The sequence below is a fragment of the Mycolicibacterium vulneris genome, assembly GCF_002104765.1.
GTDB classification, from domain to species: domain Bacteria; phylum Actinomycetota; class Actinomycetes; order Mycobacteriales; family Mycobacteriaceae; genus Mycobacterium; species Mycobacterium vulneris.
The window spans coordinates 94,266-109,739 of sequence record NZ_NCXM01000022.1 but is presented as its reverse complement, the minus strand read 5'-3'; the positions used below and the strand labels follow the sequence as shown (position 1 = coordinate 109,739).

Here is a 15,474-nt window from a genome sequence, read left to right as displayed (position 1 = left end):
CCGAGTTGTTCAACCTGGTGCTGGTCTGCCCCTATCACCACCGGCTACACCACCGCGGCGTCATCACCATCACCGGACCCGCCGACGATCTCGTCGTCACCGACAGCGCCGGTCGACGACTCACTGGGGGATCGCTCGCGCGCCCGCCAAAGCTTCCCCCACCCGCTGTCCGACCATGCCCGGGGCCCACCGGCGAGCGCGCCGACTGGTGGTGGTATCAACCCTTCCAGCCCCAACCACCACCACCCAACTAAGCTGGTTACACCAGTCGGATCACGGGGATCGGACCGAAGGCCACAGGTTCAGGCACAAACAGATTCGTCGTACATCCGACTGCCATCAGATCTCGACAATCGATAACCAAGGCTGTCGACCAAACCCGCAACTTCGCCGGCCCCCTACCCGACGATCTTGGCCCGCCAGATCCTCGTGGCAACTGTAGGTTCTCGCCTGCGACGTCATATCGCGATCCAGGGGCCTGCTGTGATGCGTGTTGTCTCACGTCATGTCATCTGCCATTCGCCTCAAACTCATGTCATTTGTTCAGGCGCCGCACCTGGGTCGGTTCGCCAAGCTCTCGTCGTCGATCGGGGCGGCCGGCAAGCTTAAGCACCATTACGTCACGTGACAGCGACTAAGGGGGGTAGCCGGCGTCGGTGGAGGACATGACGGCTGAGCCCCTATGTGTTGACGTCGAGTTCCGCTGTGGGAGCCAGCGGTGTGCCAACGCGTGGCCTCTGCCCGGTCGAGGTCTTAATGAAAATGACAATCATTATGGACAACCCTCACCGGAGACGGTACGGTGGCACCGTCTTAACGATAATGGTTTTCAATAACGGAAGAGTCAATGCGTACTCCGGTGGTCCTGGTGGCCGCTCAGCGGGCAGCGACCGCGTAGCGGTCATGCCTCAGCACGACCACTGCCTCGGACTCGGCTTATTTCGGGAGAAGAACTCTGATGGTTTATGTCACTGCGCAGCCGGAAATGCTGGCCGCCTCCGCGAGCCACCTGCAGTTGATTGGCTCGTCGCTGGCCGCCCAGAATGCGGCCAACGCAGCCCCGATGACCGGGGTGGTGCCCGCCGCTGCCGATGAGGTGTCGGCGCTGACGGCGGCACAATTCGCAAGCCACGCCCAGACGTTTCAGGCGGTGAGCGCCCAAGCCACCGCGATCCACGAGGCGTTTGTGACCACCTTGCAGACAAGCGCCGGGTCGTACGCGGCCACCGAGGCAGCCAACGCAGCCGCGACCCGCTAAGCGACCAGAGGGACCAATGCTAGATTTCGCGGCGTTACCGCCGGAAATTAACTCGGCCAGAATGTATTCCGGCCCCGGATCGGGGCCGATGCTGGCCGCCGCCGCTGCGTGGACCATGATGGCCGCTGAAATGCGTTCGGCGGCAGCCGGTTACGGTTCGGTGGTTTCGGAGCTGACCAGCGGGGGCTGGCTGGGTCCATCGTCGATGTCGATGTCGGCCGCGGCCGCACCCTACCTGGCGTGGCTGAGCACCACCGCCACCCAGGCCGAGCAGGCCGGCATCCAAGCAAACGCGGCCGCTGCCGCGTACGAGTCCGCGTTTGCCATGACGGTGCCACCGCCGGTCATCGCGGCCAACCGCACTCAGCTGGCGACGTTGGTAGCCACCAACGTGTTCGGTCAAAACACCCCAGCGATCGCGGCCACCGAGGCCCAATACGCCGAAATGTGGGCCCAGGATGCCGCAGCGATGAACGGCTACGCCGCCGCTTCGAATTCTGCGGCACAAGTGACACCGTTCACTTCGCCCGGGACGAACACCACCCCTGACGCGGTGACCGGACAAAACCAGGCGGTCACCCAGGCAGTCAATACGTCGGCTGGGAATACGCAGTCGCTGTTGTCGGCCAACACCTTGTCAGCAAATGACGTTAGCGCTGCTGCCGACCCCACGGCCGGATCGGCCACTGACTACTTGACAGGCCTTCTGGACGGGTCGAACAACACGGCGCTGGGAAGCTTCCTGCAAAGCAACTTCCTCAGCGGCTCGGTGCTCAACGGAACCATTGCCGGCGGCCCGTTCAACCCGCAAAGCATCCTGGCAACGGCGGTGGGCGCCATGGGGACGCGCGCCACGACACTCGCGGGTCTGGACGACTTCACCGCCGGCGCGGAAGCCACCGCATCCGCCGGCAGCCTGGCGTCCAACACGGTGGGGTCAGCGGGTCTCACCGGCGCATCTGCTGGGGTGGGCAATGCGCATCTGGTGGGTTCGTTGTCGGTGCCACAGGGTTGGAGCTCCGCAGCCACGATCAGCCAAGCTCAAACGGCGACGCCGGTTGGTGGTCTTAGTGACATCGGGACATCCGGGGCGCCGGCGGCGGGCGGGCCGGGAGGTGTTGCGGGGCCGATGGGCGGTACGGGCAGGCGGCTACGTCGCGCCATTCCACGTTACGGCTTTCGCCCCGTCGTCATGCCGCGTCCACCGGCCGCCGGATAAGAGACTTCAGGAGACCATGTCATGTTGGACTTTGGGGCATTAACGCCAGAAGTCAACTCCGCCAGGATGTATGCCGGTCCTGGATCGGGATCAATGCTGGCTGCCGCGGCCGCATGGAACGCCACGGCTGGTGAATTGCGTGCCACGGCAACCAATTACGACGCAGTTATCAAGTCACTTGTCGGCGAGGGCTGGCTTGGCCCGGCTTCGCAGAAGATGGCGGCGGCGGTCGCACCATATATCGAGTGGCTGGATACCACCGCCGCCCAGGCCGAGCTGGCCGGCACCCAAGCCAACGCGGCCGCAGCCGCCTACGAGGCGGCGTTCGCCGCGACGGTGCCCCCACCGGTGATCGCGGCCAACCGCACCCTGCTGACGAATCTGGTAAACAGCAACATTTTCGGCCAGAATACCGCGGCGATCGCGGCCACCGAGGCCCAATACGGCGAGATGTGGGCTCAAGATGCCTCGGCGATGACCGGCTACACCGCCGCCTCGCGCGCAGCGAGCGAAATGACACCGTTCAGCGCACCGCAGTCCGACACCACCCCCGGCGCAACGGCCCTGCAGAGCAACGCGGTTCTCGGCGCCACCAACAACGCCGTGGCCGCCCCGGCCGCGACTCAGGCGACCAGTATCTGGGACTGGCTTGGCCTTGCGCCCAACTCGGACACGTCCACCACCGGGCTCGCCGGCGCCATGAACTTTCTGAGCAATTCAAACGAGAATCTGATCGGGGCCTTCCTCAACAACGCCTCGGTCTCCAACATTTCCAACGGCTTCACCACCAACGGAATTTTGAACCCGACAACATTCGTCGATTCGATGATGACGGTCAACTCCCTGAGCGCAGTAGGCGCTACCACGTCGGGTCTGGAGGATCTGGCCGCCGGTCTTGGTAATGCCGGGTCGCTGGCATCGGCAGTGAGCGTGCCCGGTGCGGCGGCAACAGCGGGGGTGGGACAGGCGAGCCTGGTTGGGGCGTTATCGGTCCCGCAGGCCTGGGCTGACAGCGGGGCAACGGTCAACACCGTCGCGGCGACGACTCAGGTCGGGGCTGGGGCCTACCGCAGCTTTGGCGCCGCCACCCCGATGGTGATGGAAGAGGCTGGGGCAGTGGGTATGCCCGGGCTGCCCTTGGCGGGGATGCCCGGTCCGCATGAGGATGAGTTCGCTGATCCGATCTATGGGTTCCGCCCCCGCGTCATCGGGCGCCCGCCCGCCGCCGGGTAACGACAGATGAGAGTCCTACCGTTTCTGGCGAGCACCGTCGCCTCGATCGGCATGGCCATGCCAGCACACGCCGACTCCGATGACGATGCCTTCCTCGCCGCGCTCACTAAGGCAGGCATTAGCTATCAGAACCCGGACCGCGCCATAACAGCGGGCCAAAAGGTGTGCGACTTGGCCAACTCGGGGACCTCACAGCTCGACATCGTCAGGGATATCCGAGATCTCAACCCCGGATTCACCATGGTCAGCGCCGCCAAGTTCGCCCAAGCCGCCGCCAGCGTGTACTGCCCTGAACGATTGTCGACGGACAGCGGCGGGACCGCTACTGGCGGTGGTGGCAGTTAGCACGAGCGTCAGGCTGCGATTTCCCCTTGCGGAGGCATCTACGTGTCCCTACCTTGCACGCTCACACCCTCCATGCCCACGCGCCGCGTAGCGCCCCTCATGCACGTAAGCCTGTGGTGCTGACCTGCTAGGGGGCGCTCCGGGCCGTTGGGTGCGAACCGCGCAGACGCGTGCTACCATTTCGCAACAGCCGCTAATGAAAACCATTGTCAATAAGGATGCTGGGAAGAGGTCTGATGAAAAATCGACCCGGTCGGCGCAGCGCGGGCGTATGGGCAGTGGTGGCCGCGGCCGCGGTATTGCTGGGCGCGGTTGCGTGTAGCAGCACCAACGCACCGCAATCCGGGCCTAGTGGCACCAGCAGCACGGGGGCCGGGCCCAAACTCGCGGCGGTCGCGACGATCAACGCGTGGGGCAGCATCGCCTCACAGCTCGGCGGTGACCGAGTGCGCGTGACCAGCATCATCACCAACCCCGATACCGACCCGCACAGCTATGAGCCATCGACAGCCGATGCCCGCATGGTTGCCGACGCGAAGGTCGTGGTCGAAAACGGGATCGGCTACGACACCTGGGCCGACAAAATGCTTGCGCCCGACCCGAATCCGCAGCGCACGGTGGTCAATGTCGGCGACAGCGTCGGGGTTGCCCAGGGCGGCAACCCGCACCAGTGGTATTCACCTGACTCGGTCACCAAGGTGGCCAACGCGATCACCGCCGCGTACAAGAACGCGGACCCGAACGACTCGGGATATTTCGATCAGGAGAACCAGCAGTTCCTCAACCAGGTCCTGTCCAACTACCACGGGTTGATCGCCAGTATCAAAGCCAAGTACGCCGGGACGCCAGTCGCTGCGAGTGAATCGATCTTCTCCCCGCTCTCGGATGCGTTGGGGCTGAACCTGATCACGCCACCGCAATTCCTCAAGGCGATCAGCGAAGGCAGCGATCCATCGCCGGCGGACAAGGCGACCATCGATCGGCAGATCGCCACGAAGGCGATCAAGGTGTACGTGTTCAACACCCAAAACAACGACCCCGATGTGCAGGCCCAGGTCGACGCGGCCAAGAAACAGGGCATTCCGGTCACTTCCGTGACCGAGACACTGTCGCCGGCGAACGTTTCGTTTCAAGATTGGCAATGCACACAGTTGTCGGGCCTGGCCGATGCCCTGCACACCGCGACAGGAAAGTAGATGACGAGCACGGTCCCCAACCACGCCAGCGAGCAGGCCGCCGCGGCGCCGGTTGCCGACGAGGTCGCGGTGCGGATGCGTGGCGCCTCGGCCGTGGTCGGCGGGACGACCGTGTGGTCGGATGTGTCCCTCGACGTCGCCGCCGGGGAATTCGTCGCGGTGCTCGGACCTAACGGCTGCGGAAAGTCGACGCTACTCAAGGTGCTGCTGGGGCTCACACCGTCGCACGGCGTGGTTGAGGTGCTCGGCGCGCGCCCCGGCCAGCGCAACAACCGGGTCGGGTATCTGCCGCAACGGCGCGCGTTCGACGCCAGCGTGCGCATCCGCGGGATCGACGTGGTGTCGCTGGGCTTGGACGGCGCCCGCTGGGGAACGCCCATACCTGGGCTGATCCGGTTGCTGGCCCCGCGGCGGTTCGCGGAACGGCGACGACGGCTCGAGCAGGTGATCGAGGTGGTCGGCGCCGCCGACTATGCCCGGCGCCCCATCGGTAGCTGTTCCGGTGGTGAACAGCAGCGGCTGCTGGTCGCGCAGGCCCTGATTCGCCGGCCGGAGCTGCTGTTGCTCGACGAACCGCTCGACAGCCTCGACGTCCCCAGCCAGGCGGGGATCAGTGCCCTGGTGCGCGACATCTGCCGCCGGGAGCGCGTCGCGGTGATCATGGTGGCCCACGACGTGAACCCGATCCTGCCCTACCTGGATCGTGTCATTTACGTCGCCCGTGGGTCCGCCGTGATCGGAACGCCGGAGGAGGTGATCACCGCCGATCAGCTCAGCGCGCTCTACGGCATCCCGATTGAAGTGCTCCACGACCGAGCCGGGCGCCTGTTCGTCGTCGGCCAGCCCGACGTTCCTCCCGCGCACACCGCTGGAGCGCCCGAATGAATCCGCAGCTGACCTGGAATCTGATCACCGATGTGCAGCAAATGTGGGCCTACCCCTTCATGGTCACCGCGCTGCGCGCCGGAACCGTCGTCGCCGTTCTCGCCGGTGTTGTCGGCTGGGTCATGGTTTTGCGCAAGGAAAGCTTCGCCGGGCACACCCTGGCCGTCGTCGGTTTCCCCGGCGCCGCCGCCGCGGCCTGGCTCGGCGTGGCCACCGGCTACGGCTACTTCGCAGCATGCATCGGCGCCGCTGCGGTGATCGCCCTGCTGCCGGCGCCGACCCAGGCGGGCGGACTCGGCGGCTTCAGTGAGGAGTCCGCCGGCATCGGCACGATTCAAGCCCTCGCTCTGGCGACGGGGTTCCTGTTCGTCAGCCTTTACCACGGATTCCTGTCCGGGTTGACCAGCCTGCTGTTCGGCACCATCGCCGGGGTCAGCTCCCAGCAGCTTGACGTGCTGCTCATCGCCGCATTGGTGTGCCTGATCGTGCTGGCCGCGATCGGGCGGCCACTGCTGTGGGCCTCGATCGATCCCGTTGCGGCCGGCGTCAACGGCGTCCCGGTCCGGCTCGTCGCCGGTGTGTTCCTGGTGGTGCTGGGCGTCGCCGCGGCCGGTGCCAGCCAGATCACCGGCAGCCTGTTGGTGTTCGCGCTGCTGGTGGCCCCGCCCGCGGCCGCCTTCCACTTCACCGCCCGTCCCGCGATGGGCATTGCGATCTCGGTCCTTATCGCGGTCGCGGTGACCTGGGTGGGCATCGGCTGCGCGTTTTATTCGCCGTATCCGATCGGGTTCTGGGTGAGCAGCTTCGCGTTCGGCGCCTATCTGGTGGCCGCCGGCTACCGGGCGAGCGTCGAGCGGACCCTGCGGCGGATCGACCGACGGCACTCCCCGGCTCGCCCCGCGGTGGCGGCATGACGATCACCGACGGACGCGCCAGCGCGTCGGGGCCGCTGACCGGCGTCGCGAACATGCTGGGCCACTCCTTCGTCACCCACGCGTTGGTAGCCGGGACCGCGGTGGCGCTGGTGTGCGGTCTGGTCGGCTACTTCCTCGTGTTGCGCGGCCAGGTATTCGCCGCCGACGCGCAAGGACACATCGCCTACACCGGCGCCATGGCGGCGCTGGTGGCCGGGCTGGACCCCCGCGTCGGGTTGTACGCCGCCACCATCATTGCCGGAGTCGCGCTGGGCGTGATCAGCCGTCGCGGGGCCGACGACGTCGCGATCGGCTCGTTTTTCTCCTGGATGCTCGGGTTGGGCGCGCTGTTCTTGACCTACTACACCACCCACGGCAGCGGCAACAACGGCACAGCCAACGTCAATGTGTTGTTCGGCAGCATCTTCGGGATCAGCGATCAGGCCAGGACCTTGGCGATCACGGTCGCCGCCGGCGTGGGCGTCGTGCTGATCGCGATCGCCCGACCGCTGCTGTTCGCCACCATCGACCCGGTTGTCGCCCAGGCCGCAGGCGTGCCGACCCGGTGGCTGAGTACGCTTTTCCTGGTCATCGTCGGGGTTACCGTCGCCGAGGCCACCCAGATCATCGGCGCGCTCGTCGTGCTCGGCCTGCTCGCCGCGCCGGCCGCCGCCGCCGCGCGACTGACGACCCGCCCCTGGCACGGATTCTGGCTGTCGGCGGTCTTGGCCACCGCGGCGATCTGGATTGGCGTCACCGTCGCCTACGCCGTTCCGGCGGCGCCAGCCACCTTCACCATCATGAGCACCGCCGCCACGATCTACCTGATCGCCGCCGTGCTAAGCGCCCGAGGCCGCCAGCCGCGGCTCGCATCGACGCCGCCGTAAAGCAGGAAAGCTGAGGAGCGCAATGCCCGCGCCGCAGGTGCTACGCCAGATCCGAATGACGGCCCAGCAACGAGCAGTGCTCGGCTTGCTGCGTCGCAGCGACCGCTTCCGTGGTGCCCAACAACTCCATCTCGATCTCCGTCAACGCTACGGGGTCCGGATCGGGCTGGTGACCGTGTACCGGATCCTTCACGCGTTTGCCGACATGAAAATCACCGAAACCCAGCGTGCCGAAGATGGTGAGATGCTTTATCGGCTGCGCACCACACCCGAGCACCGCCACTATCTACTGTGCCGACAGTGCGGGCGCGCGATCGCGTTCACTGCGGGCGAAATTGAAGACTTTACAAACCAACTCGCTCAGCAGCACCGCTACACCGACCTCGCCCACGAGATCGACTTCTACGGAACCTGCCCACGGTGCGCTGAGACCTGAATGCGACGGTACCTACCCACGTGGGTACATGAGGTCGACCATTTTGCTGCGCCCAATCCGCAACCTGGGCCCCCGCACCAGCACCGGGTCAGCCACGATTAAGACTTCCCAGCAGTGATGCTGCCCGCGGCCGCTGCCGTGGCGGCCTACTTACTCCCGCAAGCAATTCCACACCCGGCGATCGGCATAACCAGCAACATCGCCACCTACCTGCTGCGGCTGACCGCCGTCGGCGGAATCGTCACACACCTGGTGAGTACGACGACACCGACCGAATTCACCGCCGCGCTGCGCGCCGCCCGCATTTCCCGCGCGATCACGGGCTCCGGTGCCGTCATGCTTCGGTTCCTACCCACTATCACCGCCGAAGCACGCGCCATCCGCGACGCGATTCGCTTGCGCGGAATCGGTAGGACATCCGTAATGCTGCGCCACGCGATCCGCAGCATCGAGTACTTCACCGCCGCTGATCGCATCGAGCCTGCGTGTCGCCGAAGACCTTTCGGCCACCGCACTACTGCGTGGACAGGGCTCCACGGCAGCCCTGCGCTGACCCCAAAGCTGCCATTGACCAATGTCACCATTTGGTGTTGACTGCGTTCTATGACGGACGTCGTTCCGGCTCGCGGATCGTTGCGATCCCGCGGCGCGGCAGCGGTAAGTACGTACACACTTCGGCCGATCACCAGCGTGATTCCGCCCGAACGGGCATGGGGTCTATGGCTATCGCGCCAGATCATCGCCAGGATCATGGGGACGTTCGGCCCCTCGCTCGCGGGCACCCGCGTCGAATCGGTAGACGTCAAGCTGCCCGACGGCCGTCGTGTCAAGGGTGAGTGGGTCTACGGACCACGGACACCGACAAGCGAAAGCGACCGGTCCTCAATCAGCGAAGGTGCGATCTACTACGTGCACGGCAGCGGATACGCCGTGTGTTCGCCAAAGACGCACCGCCGCTTGACGTCCTGGCTGTCGGCCCTGACCGGCCTACCAGTGTTCAGCATTGATTACCGACTCGCGCCGCGGCATCGCTTCCCCACCGCGGCCGACGACGTCCGCGCGGGCTGGGACTGGCTGGTCGACACCTGCCGCGTGCCGGCGCAACAGGTGGTGATCGCCGGTGATTCGGCGGGCGGTCACCTGGCGGTGGACCTGCTGCTGCAGCCCCAGGTCGATCACCCCGCCGCCATGGTGCTGCTCTCTCCCCTGTACGACCTCACGTTCGAGCTGTCGCTGGCGCGCGAACAGGTTCGCCCCGATCCCGCCACTCGGGCGGCGAGCGCGGTCCGCCTGGTCGGCCTCTACCACAGTGGCATCGAGCTCACCCACCAACGGCTGACGCTCGACGTCGCCGGCGCCGCCGCGCTTCCCCCCACCCTGATCCAGGCGGGTGGGGCCGAGATGCTGCAGGAGGATGCGCGCCAGCTGGCCGCCGACATCCGCACCGCCGGCGGCCGATGCGAACTGCAGATCTGGCCGCACCAGGTGCACGTCTTCCAGGCGTTGCCACGCATGACACCCGAGGCCGCCAAGGCCATGGCCTATGTCGCGCGGTTCATCGCCCACGCGCTGCAGGATGCGCGCGCCGCCACCGAGGAGGTCCACTGAACATGTTCGGCCCCGTAGACAGACTGCTCAACCGGTCGAGGACCAGCCGCGGCGCGGCGGCGGTGGTGACCGGTGCCGGAAGCGGCATCGGTGCCGCGTTCGCCGTCGAACTCGGCAAGCGCGGCGGCGCGGTGGTGTGCAGTGACATCGACGAGGCCGCCGCGCAGCGGACGGCCGACACGATCACCGAGCGCGGCGCCAAGGCGGTGGCAATCCGTTGCGACGTATCGCGATTCGAGGACGTGCAGGCGCTCGCCGAACAGTCGCAGGCCTGGTTCGCGGCGCCACCCACGCTGGTGATCAACAACGCCGGCGTCGGTGCGGGCGGTGCCGCCATCGGCGAAGCGCCGCTGGACGACTGGCTGTGGACCTTGGGCATCAACCTGTGGGGACCCATCCACGGCTGCCACGTGTTCACCCCGATCCTGCGCGAGGCCGAGCCGTCGCGCGCGCCGCGGGGCATTATCAACGTGGCCTCGGCGGCGGCGTTCGGTGCGGCGCCCGGCATGGCCGCCTACAACGTCAGCAAGGCCGGTGTGCTCTCGCTCTCGGAGACCCTCGCCGCCGAACTGGCCGGAACGCCGGTGCGCGTCACCGTGTTGTGCCCGACCTTCGTCAAGACCAACATCCTCGAATCCGGCCGGATCAGTGAACAATCCAGCGCGCTGGCCGGAAAACTGATGCGCTGGACCGGATTGTCCGCGGAAAAAGTCGCGCGCACCTGCCTGGACGCCCACGACCGCGGCGAGCTGTACTGCATGCCCCAATACGACGCCAAGATCGGCTGGAACATCAAACGGCTTGCCCCGCAGACCTATACACGCGCGGCCGGCCTGGTATCCCGCATCAACCTGCCCTGATCACCCAACGAAAGGAGCTACCGGTGGCCATCGACATGGAAGCCATGCTCGCCAAGATCAAGGACCGACAGTGGGCACTCGCCGATATAAACTGGGACGCGCCCGGCGCCGAAATGATTAGTGATGAACAGCGGCCACAGCTCAAGGCGTTCATGGCCGATCTGTGCTGGATCGAGAACATCGGCGCCAGAGGCTTCGCGGCGCTGGCGAAGAAGGCACCCACACCGACTATCGCCGAGATCTACCGGTACTTCCATGCCGAGGAGCAGCGCCACGCCAACGCTGAACTCGCGCTGATGAAGCGCTGGGGCATGCTCGAGGACGGCGAGATTCCCGAGCCGAACGTGAACATCCGGCTGGCGATCGACTGGTTGGACCGCTGGGCCGACGACATGCCGCTGTCTCTGCTCGGCACCGTCATTCCGATGCTCGAAGTCGCACTAGACGGCGCCCTGTTGAAATTCCTCCTGGACGAGGTGCACGACCCCATTTGCCACCAAGTTTTCGAGAAAATCAATAATGACGAATCACGCCATCTGGTAGTCGATTTCGAAGTCCTCGACATGATCGGGCACGCGAAGCTCCGACGGCTTTTGATTGATTTCGTCGGTCACAATGCCACTCCGGGTCTCATTATCGGTGCGATCATGGGCGCACCGCTGATCAACAGGATCCGCAACGAGATCACCGCGATGGGTATGGAGCCAGAGCGGCTTTACCGGGCTGTAAAACGATTCAAAGAGCTCGGTGACCGTGGCGAACGTACCAGGCGGGTACCGACTTATCGTTTCCTGAGGCGGTACGCCGGGGTAGTCACAAATCCACGCCACCCGTACCACTTGCTGGCGAATTCGATGGTGTGGCTTTCCGACCGATATCCGCGGCCCCTGCTTCCGTCGGTACCGACTTGGGTTGGAGAACTTACCCACGAGCCGGCGGCGTGACCATGGCGAACAACCGCGCCCATGCGGCACTCATCATCGGAGCCGGCTTCACCGGACTGGGGGCGGCGATCCGCCTGGCCGAAGCCGGAGTCGACGACATCGTGATGCTGGAGCGCGCCGACCGCGTCGGCGGAACCTGGCGCGACACAACGTATCCCGGAGCCAGCTGCGACGTCCCGTCGCTGCTGTACTCGTACTCCTTCGTCAAGAACCCGACCTGGTCACGCACCTACTCGCCCGCACCCGAGATCTACCGGCACCTCGAGGACATGGCGAACCGGTTCGGAATCCGCAGCCGCATCAAGTTCGGCCACGAAGTCAAGGACCTGACCTTCGACGAGGAAGCCGGTATCTGGACCGCGACCACCAAGAACCGCAAGAAGTTTCGCGCCCGCACCGTCGTGCTGGCCTCCGGCCCGCTGTCCGACGTCAGCTTCCCCGACATCCGGGGCCTGGACAGCTACCGGGGACACAAGATCCACAGCGCACGCTGGGATCACGACTACGACTTCACCGGCAAGCGCGTCGCGGTCATCGGTACCGGCGCCAGCGCCATCCAGATCATCCCCGAACTGGTCAAGCAGGCCGGGTTCGTCAAGGTATTCCAACGCACGCCGTGCTGGGTGCTGCCGCGCCTCGACGTCGCCACCCCGCCGGCCGTACAATCGCTGTTCGCCAAAGTCCCTGCCACCCAACAGCTTGCGCGCCAAGCACTGTACTGGGGCCACGAAGCCAGCGCGACGGCGCTGGTGTGGGACACCCCGTTGACGTCGCTGGTCGCCCGGCTCGGCCGGGCGCACCTGCGCGCCCAGGTGAAAGACCCGTGGCTGCGGCGGCAGCTGACGCCGGACTTCCGGCCCGGGTGCAAACGCATGCTGGTGTCCAGCGAGTACTACCCCGCGCTGCAACGCGACAACTGCAAGCTGATCGACTGGCCGATCGCCACATTGAGCCCGGCCGGTATCCGCACCAGCGACGGCATCGAGCACCACCTCGATTGCATCGTGTTCGCCACCGGTTATGACGTGCACCTGACCGGTCCTCCCTTCCCGGTCACCGGACTGGGCGGCCGGTCGTTGGCCGCCGAATGGGCCGATGGCGCACAGGCTTACAAGAGCATCAACGTGCACGGCTATCCGAACCTGTTCGTCATGACCGGCCCCAACTCCGGACCGGGCCACAACTCGCTGCTGGTGTACATCGAGGGCCAGCTGGACTACGCGGTACGCGGGATCACCACGGTCCTCAACGAGGACCTGCGTTACCTCGATGTGCGCGAAGAGGTCCAGTGTCGTCACAACGCGGGCCTGCAACGCCGACTCACCAAGACGACCTGGATGTCGGGGTGCCGCAGTTGGTACCTCACCAAGGACGGATTCAACGGGTCGATGTACCCCGGTTTCGCCACGCAGTATCTTCGCCAGATGAGGGATTTCCGGTACGAGGACTATCAGGCGGTGGCACATCACGCCCAGACGCAGGCCACCGCGTCGGCCTGAGATGCCGCACTGACATGGCCACTGAGCGCGCAGCGCGGCCCGAACCCGGCACCATCGCCAGCGTGCTGCACAACGTGCGGCGCGCACCCAAACGGGTTCGGCGCCAATCGCGGGAGTATCGCCAACTCATCGAGGGGGCGGTGTCTCAGCTCTTCGACGCGGCCGCCCGGCACCCGCACGGCGCCGCGGGTGAGTACCGGATCGACGACCTGGCCCGGCTGGCCGGCACCACCACCCGCAATATCCGCGTCTACCGCGACCGCGGGCTGCTACCGCCCCCGCTGCGGGTGGGGCGAATCGCGCTGTTCAACGACACCCACTTGACCCGGCTGCGGCTCATCACGTCGATGCTCGACCGCGGCTACAACATCGCACACGTGCGAGAGATGCTCAGCGCGTGGGAGGAAGGCAGAAACCTCGGCGACGTGCTGGGCCTGGAGACCGCCATCGCCGGCACCTGGACCACCGAAAAGCCGGAGACGGTGGCGCTGGCCGACGCTCAGCGACTGGTCGACGACGCGCAAGCGTTCGAGCGCCTGGTGGCGCTCCAGGTGATCCGGATCGAAGGGACGCAAGCGACCATCACCCGCCCGAAACTCATCGAAGCGTTCAACGAAATCCGGGGCTACGGCGTCAAATTCGACAAGCTCATCGACCTCCACGAACAGATCGTCCCGGAGATCGACAAGATCAGTGACATGCTGGTGCGCGCCGGAGCCGAACACGTGCTGGATCGCATCAAGCCCGGCGAACCGCTGCCGGCCGACGCCGAAATCGCCGAACTGATCACCATGCTGGTGCGCTTCCGGACCCAAGCCGTGGCGACCGTCACCGCCACGCTCGCATCGTCGATCGAATCGAATATTGAGTCGCTTGTCGGCCGAATCCTGGCCGACTATCTCGAATCGAGCTCTTCGGTCTGAGTCTGGGTTAGCGCGCACCTCGGGCCGTGCGCGCCGGCGCCGTTACGACGCGAAGACGGTGCAGGCTGGGCACGCGACGGCGCCGGTGCAGTCGGCTATTCCCGGATGGCGGTCAGTGCTGGCTCAGCGTCAGCGTCCCCTTCGTTTGAAGCACTTTACTGGCGGTGATCTTCTCGGTTCTGCGTGCCTCACGCTCGAGGTAGCGCTGCTTGGATTCGTCGAATTTCTCCGCAGCGTCCTCGAGTTCCTTCACCAGCAGCGCAAGGTCGTCGCGCATGCCGGCGGCTTCACCGGTGAAGTCTTCGCGTTCGAAGATCCGCCACTTCTTGAGCACCGGCATGACCACTTCTTCGAGATGGATGCGGGGGTCGTAGACACCGCCCACGGCGATGATCACCGCCTTGCGGCGAAACTCCGGGACAGTGAACCCAGGCATCTTGAAATTGCGCAGGATTCGGTGCACCGACCTCATCGCCTGATCGGGTGCGATGTCCAGTCCCGCGGCGCTGATATCCCGATAGAACAGCATGTGCAGGTTTTCGTCATGCGACACCCTGGCCATCAGCTGCTCGGCGACCGTGTCGTTGCTGACCTTGCCTGTGTTGCGGTGCGAGACGCGGGTGGCGAGTTCCTGGAACGAGACATACATGACCGAGTCGAACAGACTCTCAGCGAACATGTCGCCCTGCTGGTTCTGGCCGGGACTGAAGCCCCTCGTCATTTGCTCCAGCCGCAGCTTTTCCAGCTCGACCGGGTCGACGGCGCGAGTGACCACCAGGTAGTCACGCAGCGCCGTGCTGTGCCGGGCCTCCTCGGCGGTCCATCGATTCACCCACTGCCCCCATGGGCCGTCCATGCTGAAGTTCATCGCGATCTCACGGTGATACGACGGCAAATTGTCTTCCGTCAATAGGTTTTGGACCATCGCCACCTGCGCGACGTCGGGCAGCCTCGTCTGCCCGGGCGCCCAATCCCGGCCGTCCGGCCCGTAGAAGTTTCTGCCGTCCGACCACGGAACGTAATCGTGCGGGCTCCACTCCTTGAACATCGAGAGGTGGCGAGTGAGCAGGCGCTCGACCACCGGCTCAAGCTCGTGAAGTAGCTGCAGGTTCGTCAGCGCCTTGGACACGCAACCCTCCCAGTTATCTGCCGCGGTCAGTAACGCGCAATGTATCTGTGTCATGCGGTTACATGAAGATGACACGCGCGCGGACCGGGCAAATAGGGCCGAAAGTCCCTAGGGACCGACCGTGACGCAGGGAACACC

Annotated in this window: 16 protein-coding genes and 1 pseudogene; 16 read left to right on the top strand and 1 reads right to left on the bottom strand. The window is 65.6% G+C overall.

What is annotated here, in order from left to right; translation table 11 throughout:
• From B8W69_RS20425 to B8W69_RS20350, 16 genes and pseudogenes are all read left to right on the top strand, one after another.
• A pseudogene (locus B8W69_RS20425) lies at positions 1-254 on the top strand (hypothetical protein); the annotation flags it as partial.
• 704 nt (positions 255-958) lie between these two features.
• Positions 959-1,258, top strand: coding sequence for a PE family protein (locus B8W69_RS20420; protein ID WP_085291587.1), 300 nt, complete (start codon positions 959-961; stop codon positions 1,256-1,258).
• Between the two features lie 16 nt (positions 1,259-1,274).
• On the top strand, positions 1,275-2,477 hold the full coding sequence (locus B8W69_RS20415) for a PPE family protein (RefSeq protein WP_085291586.1): 1,203 nt from the start codon (positions 1,275-1,277) through the stop codon (positions 2,475-2,477).
• A 21-nt stretch (positions 2,478-2,498) separates the two neighbouring features.
• Positions 2,499-3,710, top strand: a complete 1,212-nt coding sequence (locus tag B8W69_RS20410; protein WP_085291585.1) for a PPE family protein — start codon at positions 2,499-2,501, stop codon at positions 3,708-3,710.
• A gap of 6 nt (positions 3,711-3,716) precedes the next feature.
• Positions 3,717-4,055 (top strand): DUF732 domain-containing protein, encoded by a 339-nt coding sequence (locus B8W69_RS20405; RefSeq protein WP_085291584.1) that lies wholly within the window; start codon positions 3,717-3,719, stop codon positions 4,053-4,055.
• A 236-nt stretch (positions 4,056-4,291) separates the two neighbouring features.
• Positions 4,292-5,251, top strand: a complete 960-nt coding sequence (locus B8W69_RS20400) for a metal ABC transporter solute-binding protein, Zn/Mn family (RefSeq protein ID WP_110881999.1) — start codon at positions 4,292-4,294, stop codon at positions 5,249-5,251.
• The gene (locus B8W69_RS20395; RefSeq protein WP_085291582.1) at positions 5,252-6,136 is read left to right on the top strand and encodes a metal ABC transporter ATP-binding protein; all 885 of its coding nucleotides are present in this window, start codon (positions 5,252-5,254) and stop codon (positions 6,134-6,136) included.
• Positions 6,133-7,050, top strand: a complete 918-nt coding sequence (locus B8W69_RS20390) for a metal ABC transporter permease (protein ID WP_085291581.1) — start codon at positions 6,133-6,135, stop codon at positions 7,048-7,050. Before B8W69_RS20395 ends, B8W69_RS20390 begins: the two co-directional genes overlap by 4 nt.
• Positions 7,047-7,937: a metal ABC transporter permease gene (locus tag B8W69_RS20385; RefSeq protein WP_085291580.1), complete on the top strand. Its 891-nt coding sequence runs from the start codon at positions 7,047-7,049 to the stop codon at positions 7,935-7,937. The genes B8W69_RS20390 and B8W69_RS20385 overlap by 4 nt, the downstream gene beginning before the upstream one ends.
• A gap of 22 nt (positions 7,938-7,959) precedes the next feature.
• Positions 7,960-8,373 (top strand): Fur family transcriptional regulator, encoded by a 414-nt coding sequence (locus tag B8W69_RS20380; protein WP_085291579.1) that lies wholly within the window; start codon positions 7,960-7,962, stop codon positions 8,371-8,373.
• Positions 8,374-8,490: 117 nt separating this feature from the next.
• Positions 8,491-8,967 carry a CbiQ family ECF transporter T component gene (locus B8W69_RS20375; protein WP_245843316.1) on the top strand — a complete coding sequence of 159 codons (477 nt, stop codon included), beginning with the start codon at positions 8,491-8,493 and terminating at the stop codon, positions 8,965-8,967.
• Between the two features lie 9 nt (positions 8,968-8,976).
• Positions 8,977-9,981: an alpha/beta hydrolase gene (locus tag B8W69_RS20370; RefSeq protein ID WP_085291578.1), complete on the top strand. Its 1,005-nt coding sequence runs from the start codon at positions 8,977-8,979 to the stop codon at positions 9,979-9,981.
• A gap of 2 nt (positions 9,982-9,983) precedes the next feature.
• On the top strand, positions 9,984-10,841 hold the full coding sequence (locus B8W69_RS20365) for an SDR family NAD(P)-dependent oxidoreductase (protein WP_085291577.1): 858 nt from the start codon (positions 9,984-9,986) through the stop codon (positions 10,839-10,841).
• Positions 10,842-10,864: 23 nt separating this feature from the next.
• Positions 10,865-11,785: a reductase gene (locus tag B8W69_RS20360; RefSeq protein ID WP_085291576.1), complete on the top strand. Its 921-nt coding sequence runs from the start codon at positions 10,865-10,867 to the stop codon at positions 11,783-11,785.
• Between the two features lie 2 nt (positions 11,786-11,787).
• Positions 11,788-13,284, top strand: coding sequence for a flavin-containing monooxygenase (locus B8W69_RS20355; protein WP_439330631.1), 1,497 nt, complete (start codon positions 11,788-11,790; stop codon positions 13,282-13,284).
• A gap of 14 nt (positions 13,285-13,298) precedes the next feature.
• Positions 13,299-14,207, top strand: coding sequence for a MerR family transcriptional regulator (locus B8W69_RS20350; protein ID WP_085291574.1), 909 nt, complete (start codon positions 13,299-13,301; stop codon positions 14,205-14,207).
• A 112-nt stretch (positions 14,208-14,319) separates the two neighbouring features.
• On the opposite strand, the gene B8W69_RS20345 is transcribed toward B8W69_RS20350, so the two are convergent.
• Positions 14,320-15,336, bottom strand: coding sequence for an acyl-ACP desaturase (locus B8W69_RS20345; RefSeq protein ID WP_085291573.1), 1,017 nt, complete (start codon positions 15,334-15,336; stop codon positions 14,320-14,322).
• Between the last annotated feature and the right edge of the window lie 138 nt (positions 15,337-15,474).